This is a genomic window from Micromonospora sp. NPDC049891, from assembly GCF_040660295.1.
GTDB lineage: Bacteria > Actinomycetota > Actinomycetes > Mycobacteriales > Micromonosporaceae > Micromonospora.
Map to the genome: position 1 here is coordinate 87667 of NZ_JBFAML010000011.1, position 17815 is coordinate 105481.

Sequence of the window (17815 nt, forward strand, 5' to 3'; positions counted from 1 at the left end):
GTCCGTCGCCGGAGTGCCTCGTACGCTGGGTGCACGATGAGTGCGATGATCTTCGGCCGACGGCTGCCCGCGGTCGCCTTCGACGTGGCCCTCGCCGGCCTGGTGGCCCTGGCCAGCGTGGCCGGCGGACCCGTGCAGCCCGGCGGGTGGTGGTCCACCGCGATCGGGATCGGGATGGCGCTGGCCCTGCTGTTCCGCCGGGTCCGACCGGTGGCGGTCACCGTCGTGGTGGCGGTGCTGGCCTTCACCCAGGTCGCCCTCGGCTGGGCGCCGATGCTCTACGACGTGGCGGTCCTGATCGCGCTCTACGGCGTGGTCAAGTACGCCGAGCGGCTGCGCGACGGCGCCATCGCCGGTGCGGTGGCCGTGCTCGGCGCGGTCTTCGCCGCCGTGCGCGATCCGCTGCCGGCGGCCTGGTACTACGCCGCCATCTACTACACCCTGCTCACCGGCGCGGTCTGGCTGGTGGCGCTGAACGTACGCACCCGCCGGCAGTACGTGCTCAGCCTGGAGGAGCGGGCGGCGACCCTCGAACGGGAGCGGGAGGCGGAGGCGCGGGCGGCGGTGGCTGAGGAACGCACCCGGATCGCCCGGGAACTGCACGACGTCGTGGCGCACAGCATGGCCGTCATGATCCTCCAGGCGGACGGGGCCCGTTACATGATCGACCAGAATCCCGAGACCTCCCGGGACGCGCTCAAGATCGTGGCGGACACCGGTCGGCAGGCGCTTGAGGACATGCGCCGGCTGGTGGGTGTGCTACGAGAGCCCGACGTGGCGGAACCGGAACCGGCGCCACCTGTACGACCCGTGCCCGAGCTGGCCGAACCCGCCCACCGCCGACCCTCGGTGGCCGAGCTGCCCGCGCTGCTGGACCGGTTCCGCGAGGCCGGGCTGCGGGTGCGCTACACGGTCACCGGCGGGCCCGTGACGCTGCCGCCGGCGCTGGAGCTGACCGTGCACCGGCTGGCGCAGGAGGCGTTGACGAACGTGCTCAAGCACGCCGGGGTGGGCGCGAGCGTGGAGATCACGCTGGACCATGCCGCCGACGGCGTCGCGCTGGTGGTGGTCGACGACGGTCGCGGCCACGGACCGCTCACCCCGACGCCGCCGGGCGGTCACGGACTGGTCGGCATGCGCGAGCGGGTCTCGGTGTACGACGGCAGCCTCACCGCAGGTGCCCGGCTGGCCGGTGGTTGGCAGGTGCGGGCCTGGCTGCCGGTGCCGTCCGCGCCCGGAGCGGAGGTGATCGCGGCATGACGATCCGGGTGGTGATCGTGGACGACCAGGCGCTCGTCCGCGCCGGGTTCCGGATGGTGCTGGACTCCCAGCCCGATCTCGAGGTGGTGGGCGAGGCGATCGACGGCGCGGACGCACTGCGGGTGCTCGACCGCGTCGCGGCGGACGTGGTGGTGATGGACATCCGGATGCCGACCATGGACGGCGTGGAGGCCACCCGTCGGCTCTGCGCCGACCGGCCGGCCGGAGGACCGAGGGTGCTGATGCTGACCACCTTCGACACCGAGGCGGACGCGTTCGCCGCGCTGCGCGCGGGAGCCAGCGGCTTCCTGCTCAAGAACGTCCCGCCGGAGGACCTGCTGGCCGCGATCCGGGTCGTGGCGGGCGGCGAATCGGTGGTCGCCCCGTCGATCACCCGGCGGCTGCTCGACCGGTTCGCCGGTCAGCTCGGCACCGGGCCAACCGAGAATCCCCGGCTGGCCCAGCTCACCGACCGGGAACGGGAGATCCTGCTGCTGGTCGCGCAGGGACTGGCAAACGCGGAGATCGCCGCCCGGCTCCATGTCGCCGAGGCGACGGTGAAGACCCACGTGGGCCGGATCCTGGCCAAGCTCCAGCTCCGCGACCGGGTGCAGGCGGTGGTGCTGGCGTACGAGAGCGGCCTGGTCACCCCAGGCGCGGAGGGCTCGCGTACGACCTGAGGCGTACGGGTGTGCCCGGTGCGGGACGACCTGAGGCGTACCGAGGTCGAGCGTCCGGGTTGATCTCGACTGGCCGGTGCTCTCCATAGCGTCAGGGACGTCCGAGACCCACCGTCCCACGGAGCAGCACGTGTCGATCGCACCACCCGTCCACGTCACCGCAGGTGTCGCCGTCACCGCCCGGGGCCTGCGCAAGCAGTACGGCACCGGCCAGGCCGGCGTCGTCGCCCTCGACGACCTCGACGTCGACTTCGCCGCCGGCCGGTTCACCGCCATCATGGGCCCCTCCGGCTCCGGCAAGTCGACACTCATGCACTGCCTGGCCGGCCTGGACCGGCCCACCGCCGGGACGGTTCGGGTCGGCGACACCGAGCTGGGCCGCCTCGACGATCGCCGGCTCACCCTGCTGCGTCGTGACCGGATCGGTTTCGTGTTCCAGAAGTTCAACCTGCTGCCGGCGCTGCGCGCGGAGGAGAACATCACCCTGCCGCTGGACATCGCCGGACGGCGACCCGATCCGGCCTGGCTGCGGCAGGTGGTCGCGGCGGTCGGACTGACCGACCGGCTGCGACACCGTCCAGCCGAACTCTCCGGTGGCGAGCAGCAGCGGGTCGCGGTGGCCCGGGCGCTGATCACCAAACCGTGGGTGATCTTCGCCGACGAGCCGACCGGCAACCTGGACTCCCGCGCCGGGGCGGAGGTACTGCGGCTGTTGCGCGAGGCGGTCGACACCCTCGGGCAGACGGTGGTGATGGTGACCCACGACCCGGTCGCCGCCGCCCACGCCGACCGGGTGGTCTTCCTCGCCGACGGTCGACTCGTCCGGGCACTGGCCGAGCCGACCGCCGAGCGAATCCTCGACGTGCTCGCCCACCTGGACACCGACGGCGCGGCCCCGGCGGGAGGGCGCTGACATGATCCGGCTGACCCTGCGCTCGCTGCGTGCCGAGGCGGCGCGCATGCTGATGTCCACCCTCGCCGTCGTCCTGGGCGTGGCGTTCATCGCCGGCACGTTGATCTTCGTGGACGGGATGCGGTCCGGCGCCTACGACCGGGCGGGCACCTTCGACCGGCACACCGACGTCGGCGTCTACCGGGACGAGGCGATCGACGCGTCCCTGGTCGAGCAGGTGCGCGCCGTCGACGGGGTACGCGCCGCCGAGGGCGAGCTGACCGGCACCGCCGGGGTGGTCGGCTCCGACGGCCGTCCGGTGCTCGGCTACGGGGTCCTCGCCGCGATCCCCATCGACCCCGCCCTCCAGTCGTACGACGTGACGGCCGGCCGACTGCCCGCCCGCGCCGGCGAACTGGTGCTCGACCAGCGGACCGTCGCGGAGCAGGGCTTCGACCTGGGCGCACCGGTGCGGGTCGGCGGCACCAGCGGTGCGGCCCGCCCGTACACCCTGGTGGGCACGGTCGACGTGGCCGGCACCCCGCGCGACATCGGTGGTCCGTTCATCGGCCTGGTGGGCGCCGACGCCCTCGCTGTCACCGGACGCCGCGGCTACGACCGGATCATGGTGGCGGCCGAGGCGGAGACCGCCGACCATGTCCTCGTCGAGCGGATCGCCGAGGCGGCCGGCGCGGACACGACCGTACGCACCCGGCAGGAGGTCCTCGACGCCGCCGTGGCCGAGGAGGTCCGCGACCTGAGCCAGTTCAATCTGGTGCTGCTCACGTTCGCCGGGGTGGCCGTGGTGGTGGCCGCCTTCGTCATCGCCAACACGTTCACGATCGTGCTCGCCCAGCGCACCCGACGGACCGCGCTGCTGCGCCTGGTCGGTGCCACCCGGGGCCAGGTGTTCCGGGCCACGCTGCTGGAGTCGGTAGCGGTCGGGATCGCCGCCTCGGCCATCGGTGTGGCACTCGGTACCGGACTGGCGGCCGGCCTCAACCTCCTGATGGCACGGCTGGGCACCCCGTTGCACGGCGAACTCACCCTCACCGTCGGCACCGTGCTGGGCTGCCTCGCCGCCGGCACGGCCCTCACCGTCGGCGCGGCCCTCGTACCGGCCTGGCAGGGCACCCGGGTCGCCCCGGTGGCCGCGTTGACCGACGCCGCCGTCCAGGTCGCCCGCCCCGCCGGCCGGGTACGCCTGGCGCTCGGCGCGATCGTGCTCGCCACCGGGGTGGCGGCCCTGATCGGCGCCGCCTCGGCGGGGCAGGTCGTGCTCGTCGCCCTGGGTGGGGTGCTCAGTTTCCTCGGTCTGGTCCTGTTCGGTCCGGTGCTGGTGCCGGCGCTGGTTCGGGTGTTCGGCGTACCGGCCCGCCTGATCTTCGGGATGACCTGCGCCCTCGCCGTGGCCAACGCGGTCCGCAATCCTCGGCGGGTCGCCGCGACCGCCACCGCGCTGGTGATCGGGATCGGTCTGGTCTCCTCCTTCGTGGTGGGTGCGCAGAGCACCAAGGCGGCCATCGAGCGCAGCGTCGACGCCCAGGTGGGGGTGGACTTCCTGGTGACCGGGATCGGCGTGGACCTGCCCGCAGGAGTGGTCGAGGCGCTGGCCACCCGCCCCGAGTTGGCGACGGTGCACGAGCCGCGTACGCACCTGGTCGAGGACATCGAGCTCCGCGCCGCCCACCCGGCGCTTGTCGGTCACCGGATCCAACGGGTACTGACCGGGCAGCTCGACCGGTTCGGGCCGGGACGGGTGCTGGTGCACCGGGAACTCGCCGACCGGCACGGTTGGTCGGCGGGGGAGACGGTGACCCTGGACGGACTGTCGTTCGAGGTGGCGGCGGTGGTGGTCGGCACCGGATCGGAGGGCGTCGGCGGCTCGGTACCGGCGGGTCACGTCGTCGAACTGGACGACGCCGACTTCACCCGGCTCTTCCCGGGCGAGCGAGGCTACCTAGCGGAGATCGATCCGGTGGTCGGGGTGTCGACCGCTTCGGCCCGGGCCGCGATCGAGGCGGTCCTGGTCGACTACCCGACGGTCAACCTGATGGACCAGGCGGCGTACAAGCGGATGCTCACCGGCACCGTGGACATGCTGCTGGCGTTCGTGGTGGCGTTGCTCGGCCTGGCGGTGGTGATCGCGCTGGTGGGGGTGGCGAACACGCTGAGCCTGTCGGTGGTGGAACGGACCCGGGAGAACGCGGTGCTGCGGGCGGTCGGTCTGACCCGTGCGCGGATGCGGGGGATGCTGGCCGTCGAGGCGGTGCTCACCGCGCTTGTCGGCACGCTGCTCGGTGTCACCCTCGGCACCGGGGTCGCCGCCGCCGGGATGGCCGTGCTGTCCCGGCTCGCCGGCGAGTTCACCCTCGTCGTGCCGTGGGGGCGACTCGGCGGCATCCTCGGGATCGCGGTACTGGCGGCGCTCGTCGCGTCGGTGCTGCCGGCCCGCCGGGCCCTGGCACTGCCCGTCGTCGAGGCGCTCGCGGACCGCTGATCAGAGGCGTTCGACGGTGGCACCGGTGCAGCGGTTGCGGGTGTCGAAGACGTACCGGGCGTGCCGGACCACGAGGTCGTAGTCGAACACGTCGTGGTCGGTGACCACCACGACACCGTCGGCTTCGCGCAGCTCGCGCTCGGTCAGGTCCACCGTCAGCACCCCGTCGGGCAGATGGTGCGCCTCGGCGTACGGCTCGACCGCCCGGACCTCGGCGCCGAGTTCCCGGAGCCGCCGGGCGACCTCGACGGCCGGTGAGTCGCGCATATCCCCGGTGTTGCGCTTGTACGCCAGTCCGAGCAGCAGCAGGCGGGCGTCCTTGACCGTCCGCCCGGAGCGGTTCAATCCGGCCATCACCCGCTGCGCCACGTGCTCGGGCATCTCGTGGTTGACGTCGTTGGCCAGTTCGATGAACCGGAACTGCCGGCCGAGGCGGCGCTTGACCTGCCAGGAGAGGTAACAGGGATCGATCGGCAGGCAGTGCCCACCGACACCGGGACCGGGCCGGAACGGCATGAACCCGAACGGCTTCGTCTCGGCCGCCTCGATCGCCTGCCACACGTCGATGTCCAACTGGTGCGAGAGCATCGTCAGCTCGTTGACCAGAGCGATGTTGACCTGGCGGAAGGTGTTCTCGATGAGTTTGGTCAGCTCCGCCACCCGGGTCGAGTCCACAGGTACCGTCCGCTCCACCAGGCGCCGGTAGAACGAGTCGACCCGGGCCAGCGCCGCCGCGTCCACCCCGGAAACCACCTTCGGGGTGTTCGCCAACCGCCAGGTCGGGTTGCCCGGGTCGATGCGCTCGGGGCTGTACCCGAGGTGGAAGTCGCCGGGGCTGCGCAGCCCGCTGGCCGACTCCAGCAGCGGGCGGAGCAGTTCCTCGGTGGTGCCGGGATAGGTGGTCGACTCCAGGACCACCATGCAACCGGGCCGCAGGTACGGTCCGATCCCGCTGCCGGCCTGCTCCACGAAGCTCAGGTCGGGGGTGCCGTCGCGCAGCGGAGTGGGCACGGTGATGACGCAGATGTCGAAGTCCCTGGCATCGGCGTACTCCGTGCTCGGACGGTACCGGCCGCTGGCCAGGGCGCGGCCGAGCCGGTCGGCGGGGATGTCCGACACGAACGACTCGCCCGAGGCGAGCCGCTTGATCCGGTCCGCGTCGACGTCGAGGCCGACCACGTCCAGGCCGGCTTCGACGGCCTGCATGGCCAACGGCAGACCGACGTAACCCTGGCCGACGACGACCAACTTCTCCACGCTCACCCGAACTCCCGAACAGTAGGAGATAACTGCTGGTGAGGAGCCTAAGACGCAGTGTGGTGCCGTACGTCCGTTTCGGGGAATCCGGGGAGGTTGAGGCTTGTGGGACTCAGCCCTCGCCGTCGCCGGTGCCCGGCGGTTCCACCACGGGCGGGGTGCTGGGCGCCGACGACGTGGGGGTCACCGGCGGAGTGGGGCTGCTGGACGTGCCCGTCGGCTCCGGATCGGGGCTGGGTGTGGTCGGCTCCGGTGACGCGGGCTCGCTCGACTCGCTGGGCTGCGGCGAGGACGGCTCGGGTGACGGGGACTCGGTCGGGCGGGTGGTCGAACCGGCCGGCCGCAGCGGCACCTGCGCCGGTGCGCTCTCCTGCTGGCTCGGTGGAGCTTCTTCCTCATCGGTGGACTCGACCGTCGGCGCGGTGGTGGGCAGCTTGACCGCCGGGGTGTTCGCGTCCTGCGTGGCGCCCAGCGCCGCACCGAGCGCCGTCAACCCGACAAGCACGGCGGTGAGCGCGCCCACCAGCTTGCCGCGGCGTCGTCGGCCCGGTGGCGGCGCGTCGATCACCGGTAGCCCGCTGCGGGTGTCCGGCCCCGCGTCGCGCAGTCCCCTGGCCATCGGGACCACAGTCGTGGGCAGGGTGCCGTCCGACACGGCCGCCCGCGCCGCCTCCGCCATCGCCGCGCCGCTGCTGAACCGGTCGGCCGGATCCTTGGCCAGCGCCCGGTCGACAAGCACCCGAACCGCTTCCGGAATGTCGTGCGGCAGTTCCGGCGGCGGGTCGTCGAGATGCCGGACGGCGACCTGGAGAGGGTTGTCGCCGGTGAACGGTGGACTGCCGGTCAGGCAGCAGTAGGCGACCGCACCGAGGGCGTACAGGTCGGTCGCTCCGGAGACCGGTCGTCCGGCGGCCTGCTCGGGAGCCATGTAGAGCGCGGTGCCCGGGACCGCGTTCGTGCTGGTGATGCTCGTGACGTTCGTCGACCGGGCCACGCCGAAGTCCACCAGGACGACAGTGCCGTCCTCCTGCATCAGCAGGTTGCTCGGCTTGACGTCGCGGTGCACGATCCCGCCGAGGTGGGCGGCGTGCAACGCCTGGGCCGCCTGCGCCACCACCGACATCGCCACGCCCACGTCCAGGCGTCCCTCGGCCTCGATCCGCTTCGACAGCGGCTGACCGGTGACGAACTCCATGACCAGGTAGTCGGCGCGGCCACCGCCGGGCAGGTCGTCCTCGCCGCAGTCGTAGACCTGCACGATGCCCGGGTGCCGCAGCGCCGCCATGATCCGCGCCTCGGCCCGGAACCGGGCGATGAAATCGGGGTCGGAGACGAGGGAGGGCAGCAGCACCTTTACCGCGACCTGCCGCCCGAGGATCAGGTCGGTCGCCCGCCAGACGTCGCCCATGCCGCCGGTGGCGACACGCTCGTCCAAGCGGTACCGACCGCTGAGTACGACCTCCGAAGACAACACGGCACCACCGTACCCACAGCAGGCCCGAACGGCGCGTCGGCGGGTCGGGCCGTGCGGGCTCGCCGTCCCGGTGCCGTACCGGGTCGGGCCCGCCAGCCGTCGCCGCGAATGTCCCGGGGTGATCCCGCCGGCACGGGGCGTCACGTTTTCGTCCGCGCCGGACCCTGGTGAGCCGGCCAGCGGGTGTCCGCAGCGTCCGGAACCCCTGACGCGTTACGGCGAATCGCTCTGGGGCCGGTAGACAATTCTCACTACGGGTGCGGCCATGACGGCCTGTTCGACTGCGCCGGCAGGCCCGACGTCAGCCTCATCCGGTCGGTGTGACGGCGCGCGGGGTCCAGGTTGTGGTCCTCGTCGTTGTCGGCGAGAATCCGCTACCGGGCCACACGGCCCGGTTCGGTTCAGGTCAACGGGGGTGGGGTGCGGATCGAGGTCCGGCGCGCGGAACCGGTCGGGACGACGCGTGCCCGCCAGGTGGTCGTCCGCATCGCGGTCCGGCGGTCGGCGGCGGTGCGACGGTGACCGGTGAACTGGACCAGTTGGTCGAGGCCGCTCGGGGCGGTGACGAGGACGCCTTCCGTCACCTCTACCGCAACCTCCAGCCCGGGCTGCTGCGCTACCTCACCGCCCTGGTCGGAGCGGACGCCGAGGACGTCGCGTCGGAGACCTGGTTGCAGGTCGCCCGCGACCTGCCCACCTTCACCGGTGGTGAGTTCCGTGCCTGGGCCGTCACCATCGCCCGCAACCGGGCCATGGACCACCTGCGCCGGCAACGCCGTCGCCCCGCGCTGTCAGTGCCGGTGCAGGAACTCAGCGAGCTGGCCGGAGACGCCGACACCGCCGAGCGGGCGGGGGAGAGTATCGGTACCGAGGCGGCGCTCGCCATGATCGCCAGCCTGCCGCCCCGGGAGGCCGAGGCGGTCCTGCTGCGCGCCGTGATCGGGCTCGACGCCGAGACCGCCGGGCGGGTGCTCGGTCGGCGGGCCGGTGCGGTGCGTACCGCCGCGCACCGCGGCCTGCGCCGGCTTGCTCTCCTGCTGGACCAGCGGGGGGCGGCCACCGCGCCGGACGATGCCCCGGCCGTTCCACGGACCGACACCCGACCGCACCAGCGGGCCAGCCTCCCGCCCCAGACCGAACCGGTGGACGGCTGACATGCGCGGACTTCGGATCATGCTGCGCCGGTCGTTGCGCGCCGACCACGAACGGCTGCTGGACGCCGCCCCCGAGGCCCGCTCCTCGCGACCGGCACCGGGTCCGGCCGACCCGCTCGCCGACCTGTTGCGAGCCGCCGCCGCACCGGCCCGCGAGCGGGAGCTCGCCGGCGAGGAGGCCGCCGTCGCGGCGTTCCGGACCGCCTACCGGCCGGAGGCTGCGGTCTCGGTGACCCGGCGACGACGGCACCGGTTCACCGCCGGTGCGGTGGCCTGGATCGCCGGCCTGGCGGCCACCGCAACCGCGGGCGCAGCCCTGGCCGCCGTCGGTCTGGACCGCTCCGGTCCGGTGGCACCGCCGCCGGCTGTCACCAGCCCGGCCGCGCCGGAGCCCACCACCGGCGAGGGCACCCCCACCGGTGAGCCCTCCGCAGCGCCGACCGCCGCGACCTCCGCGACCGGTCGTCCCAGCGGGGACGCGACCACAGTTCCTCCGTCGCCACCGGCAAGCGCGTCGTCGACACCGAGTCCCGAGGCCAGCGCGTACGTAGGTCCCGGCAACTCCGACAACACCACGGACCGTCCGGGTCTCTGCAAGGCCTACCTGGCCAAGTCGGAACGGCAACGGGAAAAGGCACTGCGTACCCCCGCCTTCCAGGAACTGGTGGCGGCGGCCGGCGGCGCGGAACACGTGGACGAGTACTGCGAGGGGCTGCGGGCCGAGTCCGACGCGGACCCGCCCACCAGCTAGGCGCGGTCGCAGCAGACTCGCCAGGCGGGCCGGTCTCCTGGAATGCCGCCCGGGACCGCCGGACACCGCCGGTCCGGCGTCCGCGCGGGCGCGGACCACCCTCGGCAAAACATGACCGAATCGTGAAATCCGTTCGACGTGCGGTAGGCCCCTGCTACACAGATGGTGGCGGAGCCGTCCGTGCCGACATCGGGGTGAAGCCCCTCGTCAACCCGCCGCCGCGGACGACCTGCCGGGCCGTTGGAGATGGTGCGCCCGCACCCTGCGATTCAGGTTCACAAGGATTCGATGTCACCGGGTTGGGCTACCGTGGCGGCGGATCCGATCGGGAAGGAGCCACGCATGGTGATGTCACCGGAGGTGGACCAGGTCCCGGTGCTGCGGGACCGCGCTGCCGCCGCCCGGCACCTCGCCCGGATCTGCTTCAAGACCGGCCCACCCACGCTGACCGGGGTCGAGCTGGAATGGACGGTCCACGACGCCGTCGATCCGGTCCGTCCCGTCGACGCCGCGCGGCTGCGCGCGGCACTGGGGCCGTACGGCCCCACCACGCTGGACCCGACCAGCCCCTCCCTGCGCCTGCTACGGGGCAGCGCGATGACCGTCGAGCCCGGTGGGCAACTGGAGATCTCCACCCCACCGCGAGCCGGCGTGGCCGCGCTGATCGAGGCCACCCAGTCTGACGTGGAGCAGGTCACCAGACTGCTGGGCGCCGCCGGGCTGACTCTCGGCCGGGCCGGCATCGATCCGTACCGGCACCCCCAGCCCGTGATCGACACGCCCCGCTACCGCGCGATGCGCCAGGTCTTCGACCGTCGCGGGCCGGACGGGCAGACGATGATGTACAGCACGGCCGGCCTGCAGATCTGCCTCGACGCGGGGCAACCGCAGCAGCTCGCGGCCCGTTGGCACCTGGTACACGCGGTCGGGCCGCCCCTGCTCGCCGCCTTCGCCACCGCCGGCCGGCACGCCGGCCGCGACACCGGCTGGGCGTCCGCCCGGATGGGTGCGTGGTGGCGCATCGATCCCGCCCGCACCGCCCCGGTCTGGACGCCCGCCCGGGCCGACCGGGATCCGGTCACCGCCTGGACGGCGTACGTGCTGGCCGCGCCGTTGCTCTGCGTCCGTGCGGAGGGTCCGGACTGGACGGCACCGCCGGACGTGACGTTCGCCGACTGGATCGACGGGGCGTTGCACCGACCGCCCCGCGTCGACGACCTGGAATACCACGTCAGCACCCTGTTCCCGCCGGTACGACCACGCGGCTATCTGGAGATCCGCTATCTCGACGCGCAACCCGGGCGGGGGTGGATCCTGCCGGTGGCGGTGCTCAGCGCGCTGCTCAGCGGCCCCGACACGACCGCCGCGGCGATGGACGTGACCGCGCCCGCCGCCGACGCCTGGCACCGTGCCGCCCGGCACGGCCTGCGTGACGTGACAGTGGCCCGGGCCGCCGCAGACCTGTTCGACCTGGCCCGGAGCGCGCTGCCGCGGCTGGACCTGCCGCCGGGTCTGCACCGGGAGATCGACAAAGGATTGCGACGGCGGCGTGCCGCCGCGGAGAGGAGCCAGCGGTGACCGACACCAGCATCGACCGCGACGCCGAGGCGTTGCGCGGCCGGATCGCGGCGGAACTGGCGCGTACCCGGGCCCGCACCGCCCTGCTGACCGAGGCGGTGGACGACGCCGACCTGATCCGCCAGCACTCACCGTTGATGTCCCCGCTGGTGTGGGACCTGGCGCACGTGGGCAACCAGGAGGAGCTCTGGCTGGTCCGCGACGTCGGCGGGCGGGAACCGGTCCGGTGCGACATCGACGACCTGTACGACGCGTTCAAGCAGCCGCGTCGGGACCGACCGTCGCTGCCGCTGCTACCGCCGCCGGAGGCCCGCGCGTACCTGGCCACGGTCCGGGAGAAGGTGTACGACCTGCTGGACCGGGTCACCTTCGACAGCGGCCGGCTGGTCGCCGACGGCTTCGCCTTCGGGATGATCGTGCAGCACGAGCAGCAGCACGACGAGACGATGCTCGCCACCCACCAGTTGCGTTCCGGCCCCGCCGCGCTGCACGCGCCGCCGCCACCCGAACCGACCGTGCGGGTGCCGGCTGAGGTGCTGGTGCCCGCCGGCCCGTTCGTGATGGGCACCGACACCGACCCGTGGGCGCTGGACAACGAGCGTCCGGCACATCGGATGGATCTGCCCGCGTACGTCATCGACGCGGCGCCGGTGACGAACGGCGCGTACCGCGCGTTCATCGCCGACGGGGGATACGACGATCCCCGCTGGTGGACCGAGGCCGGCTGGCAGCACCGCCAGCGGGCCGGGCTCAGCGCGCCGATGCACTGGCGGCGGGACGGAGACGGCTGGGCCTACCTGCGGTTCGGCAGCCTGGCCCGGGTCCGCGACGACGAGCCGGTGGTGCACGTCTGCTTCCACGAGGCGCAGGCGTACGCCAGTTGGGCGGGCAAGCGGCTACCCACCGAGGCGGAATGGGAGAAGGCCGCCCGGTGGGACCCGGCGACCGGCCGGTCCCGGCGCTACCCGTGGGGCGACGGCGACCCCACCTCGGCGCACGCCAACCTGGGCCAACGGCACCTGTCGCCGGCACCGGTGGGCGCCTACCCGGCGGGCGTCTCGCCGCTCGGGGTGCATCAACTCATCGGCGACGTGTGGGAGTGGACCGCGACCCCCTTCCGGGGTTATCCGGGCTTCGCCGCTTTCCCCTACCGGGAATACTCCGAGGTCTTCTTCGGCGACGACTACCAGGTGCTGCGGGGTGGTTCGTTCGGCACCGACCAGGCGGCCTGCCGCGGCACGTTCCGCAACTGGGACTATCCGATCCGTCGGCAGATCTTCAGCGGCTTCCGCTGCGCCCGTGACGCCCGTCCCGACGAGGCGCACCGGTGAGGTTCGGGGAGCCGGTCGTCTGATGTGCCGACACCTGGCCTACCTGGGGCCACCGCTGACCCTGCGTGAGCTGCTGTTCGATCCGCCGCACTCACTGCTACGCCAGTCCTGGGCACCGCGCGACATGCGCGGCGGCGGGACCATAAACGCCGACGGCTTCGGCGTCGGGTGGTACCCGGACGGCGAGACGCCGGTGCGGTACCGCCGGGCGCAGCCGATCTGGAGCGACCCGACCATCGCCGAGCTGGCGGCAGTCACCTCGGCCGGCGCGGTGCTGGCCGCCGTCCGCTCGGCCACGGTCGGCATGGCGATCGTCGACACCGCCGCCGCGCCCTTCGCCGACGGGCGGTGGCTGTTCAGCCACAACGGCGTGGTGCGGGGCTGGCCCGACTCGATGGTCCCGCTCGCCGCCGAGCTACCCGTACGGGACCTGCTCACCCTCGACGCGACGACCGACTCGGCACTGCTGTGGGCGCTGGTCCGCGACCGGTTGCGCGCCGGTGTCGGGCCGGCCCGGGCGGTCGCCGAGACGGTGACCTCGGTCGCTACGGCGGCACCCGGGTCTCGGCTCAACCTGCTGCTCACCGACGGGCACACGGTGGTCGCCAGCGCGGCCGGGCACGCCCTGTCGCTGCGTGCCACGTCCGCGTCGGTGCTGCTGGTATCCGAACCGCACGACGACGGACCGGGCTGGCGTGCGGTGCCCGACGGGCAGCTCGTCCAGGCCACGGCTACCGATCTGCGCCAGCAGGCACTGGCGGCGTGGTGAGGCGTGCCGAGTGCTCACCGCCGGGAACGCGTGGGTCCGCACACACCTGTCAGACACGACGGAAGGGGACACAGATGGGCGCTGAACCGCTCGAGATCCACCTCGACGATCAGGACATCAGCCGCAGCCTGCGAAGGGACGTACGCGTCGGGCTGACCGCCCCGGCGAAGTGGCTGCCGCCGAAGTGGTTCTACGACTCCCGGGGCAGCGAGCTGTTCGACGAGATCACCCGTCTGCCGGAGTACTACCCGACCCGGACCGAGCGCGCCGTCCTGGCCGAGCGGGCGGCGGAGATCGCCGAGCTGACCGGCGCGAAGACTCTCATCGAGCTGGGTTCCGGGTCCTCGGCGAAGACCCGCCTGCTACTGGACGCCTTCACCCAGCGCGGGGGACTCGGCACGTTCGTGCCGTTGGACGTGTCGGTGAGCGCCCTGGCCGGGTCCACCGCCGCCCTCGCCGCCGACTACCCGGGGCTGCGGGTACGCGGCATCGTCGGGGACTTCACCCGCCACCTGGATCACCTGCCGGCCGGCGGGCGGCGGCTGGTCATCTTCCTCGGCGGCACGATCGGCAACCTGCTGCCTGTCGAACGGGCGGAGTTCGTCGCCGGGATGCGGGCCGCGCTGGAGGCGGGCGACTGGCTGTTGGTCGGTACCGACCTGGTGAAGGATCCGGCGGTGATCGTGCCCGCGTACGACGACGCGGCAGGAGTCACCGCGGAGTTCAACCGCAACGTGTTGCGGGTGCTCAACCGGGAACTCGACGCCGACTTCGACCCGGCGGCGTTCGCCCATGTCGCGCTCTGGAACCCGGAGCAGGAGTGGATCGAGATGCGGTTGCGGGCGGAGCGGTCCATGCGGGTGAAGGTGCTCGACCTGGACGTCTACTTCGCCGCCGGTGAGGACCTGCGTACCGAGGTGTCGGCGAAGTTCCGCCCGGAGCGGATCGGGGGTGAGCTGGCCGCCGCGGGTTTCCGTACCGAACGGTTCTGGACCGACCCGGACGGCCTGTTCGGGGTGACCCTCGCCCGCGCCGAGTGAGCGAGGCACCCCGTCCGAGCCGACCAGGTCGCAGCGTGCTCCGGTGCTGCCACACCGGACCCCGGGGATCCGTCGGCGGACGATCGGCTAGGCTTGGCGCAGCGAAGGGGAGTAGCCCATAACGTCGTGGTCGACATACTGGTGCGTCACGCATCCGGCCACCCGGCCTCGTTCCGACGAGGCGGGCGAGACCTTCGACCAGGCTGTTACAGCCGGGTCGAGGGCGTCCCCACACCTCCTCCCGGCGTGATCCGGGAAGGACATCATGGACGGGTTCCTCGCCGCGCTGGTGGTCAGCTTCGGCGTCATTTTCGTCGCCGAGCTGGGAGACAAGTCCCAGCTCATGGCCCTGGCCTTCGCCACCAGGTACCGCACGATGCCGGTGCTGATCGGCATCACCGTCGCCACCGCCGTGGTGCACCTCGCCTCGGTGGCGATCGGTCACGGCCTCGGCGCGGCCCTGCCGACCGCCTGGATCTCGCTGCTGGCGGGTCTGGCCTTTCTCGGCTTCGGTGCCTGGACGCTGCGGGGTGATCGGCTCACCGAGGACGATGAGCGACGGGCCGCCCGGGGCGGCAGATCGGCCGTGATCACCGTCGGTGTCGCGTTCTTCCTCGCCGAACTGGGCGACAAGACGATGCTCGCGACCATCACGTTGGCCACCCAGTACGGCTGGTTCGGCACCTGGATCGGCTCGACGGTCGGCATGGTCGCGGCGGACGCGTTGGCCATCGTCGCCGGCCGGCTGCTCGGCCGGAAACTGCCGGAACGAACCATCAGGTACGGCGCCGCCACGCTCTTCGCGATCAGCGGTGTGTGGCTGATCGTCGACGCGGTGACCCAGTTGCGCTGAGCGGCCCGGCACCCGCACCAGCGCCCTGACGCCTGTGCTGTACACCTCGACGTCGTCGCCAGGTCCCCGGCGCCGACTACCCGGATGCAGGCCGGGTAAGGCGCCGGGGTGGACGTCGAGGTGATCCTCCAACGGGGCCACCAGCTGCTGGTGACCGCGGTGGAGCTCGTCGGCGCGTTCGTCATAGTCGTCGGTGCGGCCCTGGCCGCGCTGCGATTCGTGGTCGACGGGCTGCGCCACCGCGACGCCGCGGTGTTCACCCAGATCCGGTTGTCCCTGGGGCGCTTCCTCACCCTGGGCCTGGAGTTCCAGCTGGCGGCGGACATCCTGCGCACCGCGCTGTCGCCGACCTTCGCGCAGATCGGTCAGTTGGCCGCCATCGCCGCCATCCGGACGGTGCTGAACTACGTGCTGGGTCGTGAGATCGAGCACGAGCAGCAGCAGGTGGACGCTCGATGAGGATGCTCGTGTCCGCCGTCATCACGGGCCTCGGTGTGCTCGCCGCGGCGGTGGCGCTGCTCAGCACCGGCTCCCGCACGACGGCCCTGGGGGTGCTGCTCGACATGCTGCTCGCTGCCGGTCTGCTGCGGCTGACCGGGGGGCAGTCCTGGATGGAGATCGCGGTCCTGGTGGCGATCGTGGCGCTGCGCCTGCTGGTACGTGGCACGTTGATCGCGGATTTCAGGCGACGATCGGGAGATGCCGGACGCCCGGCCGAGCGGGTCGGCCGGGCGTCCGGGGGTTGAGCAGGGGGACGGTGGTCAGCCGCCGGGCTTCTGGTAGACGTCCGGCACGCCATCCTGGTTGAGGTCGACCTGCTCCTTGAGGGCGATCGCCCGGTAGACCTTGTTGCGCTGCCGTAGCACCACGGTGGCCAGCAGTGCCGAGATCAGCGAGCCGGCGAGCACCGCCGCCTTGACGTTGTCGCCTTCGATGGCGTCGGAGCCGAAGGCCAGTTCGCCGATGAGCAGCGACACGGTGAAGCCGATACCGGCCAGGAACGACACACCGAGCAGGTCGGACCAGGTGATGTCCTCGTCCAGGCTGGCGCGGGTGAACCGGGCCAGCAACCAGGTCGAGCCGACGATGCCGACACACTTGCCGACGACCAGACCGAGCACGACACCGAGGACGATCGGGTCGGTCACCACCGCGCCCAGGTCGGCGCCGCGCAGCGAGACACCGGCGGCGAAGAACGCGAAGACCGGCACCGCGAAGCCGGCCGAGATCGGCCGCCACACACGCTCCAGGTGCTCGGCGAGGCCGGGCATCGGGCGACGGCCGTCGCCGCCCCCCTTGCCGGCGAGCACCGGTACGGTGAAGCCCAGCAGCACGCCGGCCACGGTGGCGTGCACCCCGGAGGAGTGCACAAGCGTCCAGGCGACCGCCGCGAGCGGGATGAGCGCCCACCACCAGGTGCGACGACGCTGCACCAGCAGCCCGAACAGGGCGATGGGGACCAGAGCGCCGAGCAGCGGCAGCAGGTTGAAGTCGTCGGTGTAGAAGATCGCGATGATGGTGATGGCCAGCAGGTCGTCGACCACGGCCAGAGTGAGCAGGAAGGCCCGCAGCCCCTGGGGCAGGTAGGCCCCGATCACGGCCAGCACGGCCAGCGCGAAGGCGATGTCGGTCGCGGTCGGGATCGCCCAACCGCGCAGTCCGTCGCCTCCACCGGCGACGTTCACGCCCACAAAGATCAGCGCCGGTATGACCATTCCGCCGACGGCCGCCACCACCGGTAGCGCCGCCCGCCGTGGATCGCGCAATTCACCGGCGACGAACTCGCGCTTCAGCTCCAGGCCGACCACGAAGAAGAAGATGGCCAACAGTCCATCGGCGGCCCAGTGGGCGAGGTCGAGGTCGAGGTGCCACGCCGCGCCGCCCGACCAGGGCACCCACCGCCCCAACTCGGCGTAGGAGTCACCCCAGGGCGAGTTCGCCCAGACCAGCGCGATCACGGCGCCGAAGAGCAGCAGGGCACCGCCGACGGTCTCCGTGCGAAGCACGTCGGCCAGGAAACGGGCCTCCGGCCAGGAGGTACGTGCGAAGAGGCGGCGCACGCCGCGGCGCTCAGGGCGCGGGTTCTGGTCGGTCATACGTGAGGTCCATCTCGTCGGTCGGAGGGCAGCACGGCACCATCGCCGACCAGGCTTCCCGGCACACCCGTGCAAGACCCTATCCAGTGCCGAGGGCCGTCGCGAGCGGGGCGAACGCGACTCTTCCCACAGGAGGGCGACGAGTCACCCGGAGCGCTCGACGAAGACATCGCATTTTTT

General features: G+C 72.4%; 16 protein-coding genes. 13 read left to right on the forward strand and 3 right to left on the reverse strand.

The window, feature by feature from the left end; all coding sequences use genetic code 11:
• The first annotated feature begins 36 nt into the window (after window positions 1–36).
• The 4 genes from AB0I71_RS16625 to AB0I71_RS16640 all read left to right on the forward strand — a co-directional run bounded on the left by AB0I71_RS16625 (window position 37) and on the right by AB0I71_RS16640 (window position 5332).
• On the forward strand, window positions 37–1260 hold the full coding sequence (locus AB0I71_RS16625) for a histidine kinase (RefSeq protein ID WP_357585415.1): 1224 nt from the start codon (window positions 37–39) through the stop codon (window positions 1258–1260).
• Window positions 1257–1940 carry a response regulator transcription factor gene (locus tag AB0I71_RS16630; RefSeq protein WP_357585417.1) on the forward strand — a complete coding sequence of 228 codons (684 nt, stop codon included), beginning with the start codon at window positions 1257–1259 and terminating at the stop codon, window positions 1938–1940. Before AB0I71_RS16625 ends, AB0I71_RS16630 begins: the two co-directional genes overlap by 4 nt.
• 130 nt (window positions 1941–2070) lie before the next feature.
• On the forward strand, window positions 2071–2853 hold the full coding sequence (locus AB0I71_RS16635; protein WP_357585419.1) for an ABC transporter ATP-binding protein: 783 nt from the start codon (window positions 2071–2073) through the stop codon (window positions 2851–2853).
• Window position 2854: 1 nt separating this feature from the next.
• Window positions 2855–5332: an FtsX-like permease family protein gene (locus AB0I71_RS16640; RefSeq protein ID WP_357585421.1), complete on the forward strand. Its 2478-nt coding sequence runs from the start codon at window positions 2855–2857 to the stop codon at window positions 5330–5332.
• Here the strand turns inward: AB0I71_RS16640 and AB0I71_RS16645 are convergent, their stop codons facing one another.
• Together AB0I71_RS16645 and AB0I71_RS16650 are read right to left on the reverse strand one after the other, a co-directional pair.
• Window positions 5333–6595 carry a nucleotide sugar dehydrogenase gene (locus AB0I71_RS16645; RefSeq protein WP_357585423.1) on the reverse strand — a complete coding sequence of 421 codons (1263 nt, stop codon included), beginning with the start codon at window positions 6593–6595 and terminating at the stop codon, window positions 5333–5335.
• 106 nt (window positions 6596–6701) lie between these two features.
• Window positions 6702–8063, reverse strand: coding sequence for a protein kinase (locus AB0I71_RS16650; protein ID WP_357585425.1), 1362 nt, complete (start codon window positions 8061–8063; stop codon window positions 6702–6704).
• Window positions 8064–8581: 518 nt separating this feature from the next.
• Here AB0I71_RS16650 and AB0I71_RS16655 point away from each other — a divergent pair.
• The 9 genes from AB0I71_RS16655 to AB0I71_RS16695 all read left to right on the forward strand — a co-directional run bounded on the left by AB0I71_RS16655 (window position 8582) and on the right by AB0I71_RS16695 (window position 16285).
• Window positions 8582–9217, forward strand: coding sequence for an RNA polymerase sigma factor (locus tag AB0I71_RS16655; protein WP_357585427.1), 636 nt, complete (start codon window positions 8582–8584; stop codon window positions 9215–9217).
• A 1-nt stretch (window position 9218) separates the two neighbouring features.
• The gene (locus tag AB0I71_RS16660; RefSeq protein WP_357585429.1) at window positions 9219–9968 is read left to right on the forward strand and encodes a hypothetical protein; all 750 of its coding nucleotides are present in this window, start codon (window positions 9219–9221) and stop codon (window positions 9966–9968) included.
• A 342-nt stretch (window positions 9969–10310) separates the two neighbouring features.
• Window positions 10311–11546 (forward strand): ergothioneine biosynthesis glutamate--cysteine ligase EgtA, encoded by a 1236-nt coding sequence (gene egtA, locus AB0I71_RS16665; protein ID WP_357585430.1) that lies wholly within the window; start codon window positions 10311–10313, stop codon window positions 11544–11546.
• Window positions 11543–12877 carry an ergothioneine biosynthesis protein EgtB gene (egtB, locus tag AB0I71_RS16670; RefSeq protein WP_357585431.1) on the forward strand — a complete coding sequence of 445 codons (1335 nt, stop codon included), beginning with the start codon at window positions 11543–11545 and terminating at the stop codon, window positions 12875–12877. Before egtA ends, egtB begins: the two co-directional genes overlap by 4 nt.
• Before the next feature lie 22 nt (window positions 12878–12899).
• Window positions 12900–13646, forward strand: coding sequence for an ergothioneine biosynthesis protein EgtC (egtC, locus tag AB0I71_RS16675; protein ID WP_357585432.1), 747 nt, complete (start codon window positions 12900–12902; stop codon window positions 13644–13646).
• A gap of 74 nt (window positions 13647–13720) precedes the next feature.
• Window positions 13721–14686, forward strand: a complete 966-nt coding sequence (gene egtD / locus AB0I71_RS16680) for an L-histidine N(alpha)-methyltransferase (RefSeq protein ID WP_357585433.1) — start codon at window positions 13721–13723, stop codon at window positions 14684–14686.
• 265 nt (window positions 14687–14951) lie between these two features.
• Entirely contained in the window at window positions 14952–15539 is a 588-nt protein-coding gene (locus AB0I71_RS16685; RefSeq protein ID WP_357585435.1) for a TMEM165/GDT1 family protein, read from the forward strand.
• Between the two features lie 108 nt (window positions 15540–15647).
• A complete protein-coding gene (locus tag AB0I71_RS16690) occupies window positions 15648–15998 on the forward strand; it encodes a DUF1622 domain-containing protein (protein WP_357585437.1) in 351 nt (116 codons plus the stop codon).
• Window positions 15995–16285: a hypothetical protein gene (locus AB0I71_RS16695; protein WP_357585439.1), complete on the forward strand. Its 291-nt coding sequence runs from the start codon at window positions 15995–15997 to the stop codon at window positions 16283–16285. The genes AB0I71_RS16690 and AB0I71_RS16695 overlap by 4 nt, the downstream gene beginning before the upstream one ends.
• Window positions 16286–16300: 15 nt before the next feature.
• Here AB0I71_RS16695 and nhaA read toward each other — a convergent pair whose 3' ends face one another.
• On the reverse strand, window positions 16301–17635 hold the full coding sequence (nhaA, locus tag AB0I71_RS16700) for a Na+/H+ antiporter NhaA (RefSeq protein ID WP_357585441.1): 1335 nt from the start codon (window positions 17633–17635) through the stop codon (window positions 16301–16303).
• Window positions 17636–17815 lie beyond the last annotated feature (180 nt).

Excerpts from the sequence above, each read along its gene's own strand:
- egtC (WP_357585432.1), top strand. The coding sequence starts at position 12,900 with ATGTGCCGACACCTGGCCTACCTGGGGCCACCGCTGACCCTGCGTGAG.
- AB0I71_RS16695 (WP_357585439.1), top strand. The coding sequence starts at position 15,995 with ATGAGGATGCTCGTGTCCGCCGTCATCACGGGCCTCGGTGTGCTCGCC.
- AB0I71_RS16685 (WP_357585435.1), top strand. The coding sequence starts at position 14,952 with ATGGACGGGTTCCTCGCCGCGCTGGTGGTCAGCTTCGGCGTCATTTTC.
- nhaA (WP_357585441.1), bottom strand. The coding sequence starts at position 17,635 with ATGACCGACCAGAACCCGCGCCCTGAGCGCCGCGGCGTGCGCCGCCTC.
- AB0I71_RS16630 (WP_357585417.1), top strand. The coding sequence starts at position 1,257 with ATGACGATCCGGGTGGTGATCGTGGACGACCAGGCGCTCGTCCGCGCC.
- AB0I71_RS16640 (WP_357585421.1), top strand. The coding sequence starts at position 2,855 with ATGATCCGGCTGACCCTGCGCTCGCTGCGTGCCGAGGCGGCGCGCATG.
- egtD (WP_357585433.1), top strand. The coding sequence starts at position 13,721 with ATGGGCGCTGAACCGCTCGAGATCCACCTCGACGATCAGGACATCAGC.
- AB0I71_RS16660 (WP_357585429.1), top strand. The coding sequence starts at position 9,219 with ATGCGCGGACTTCGGATCATGCTGCGCCGGTCGTTGCGCGCCGACCAC.
- egtA (WP_357585430.1), top strand. The coding sequence starts at position 10,311 with ATGGTGATGTCACCGGAGGTGGACCAGGTCCCGGTGCTGCGGGACCGC.
- AB0I71_RS16625 (WP_357585415.1), top strand. The coding sequence starts at position 37 with ATGAGTGCGATGATCTTCGGCCGACGGCTGCCCGCGGTCGCCTTCGAC.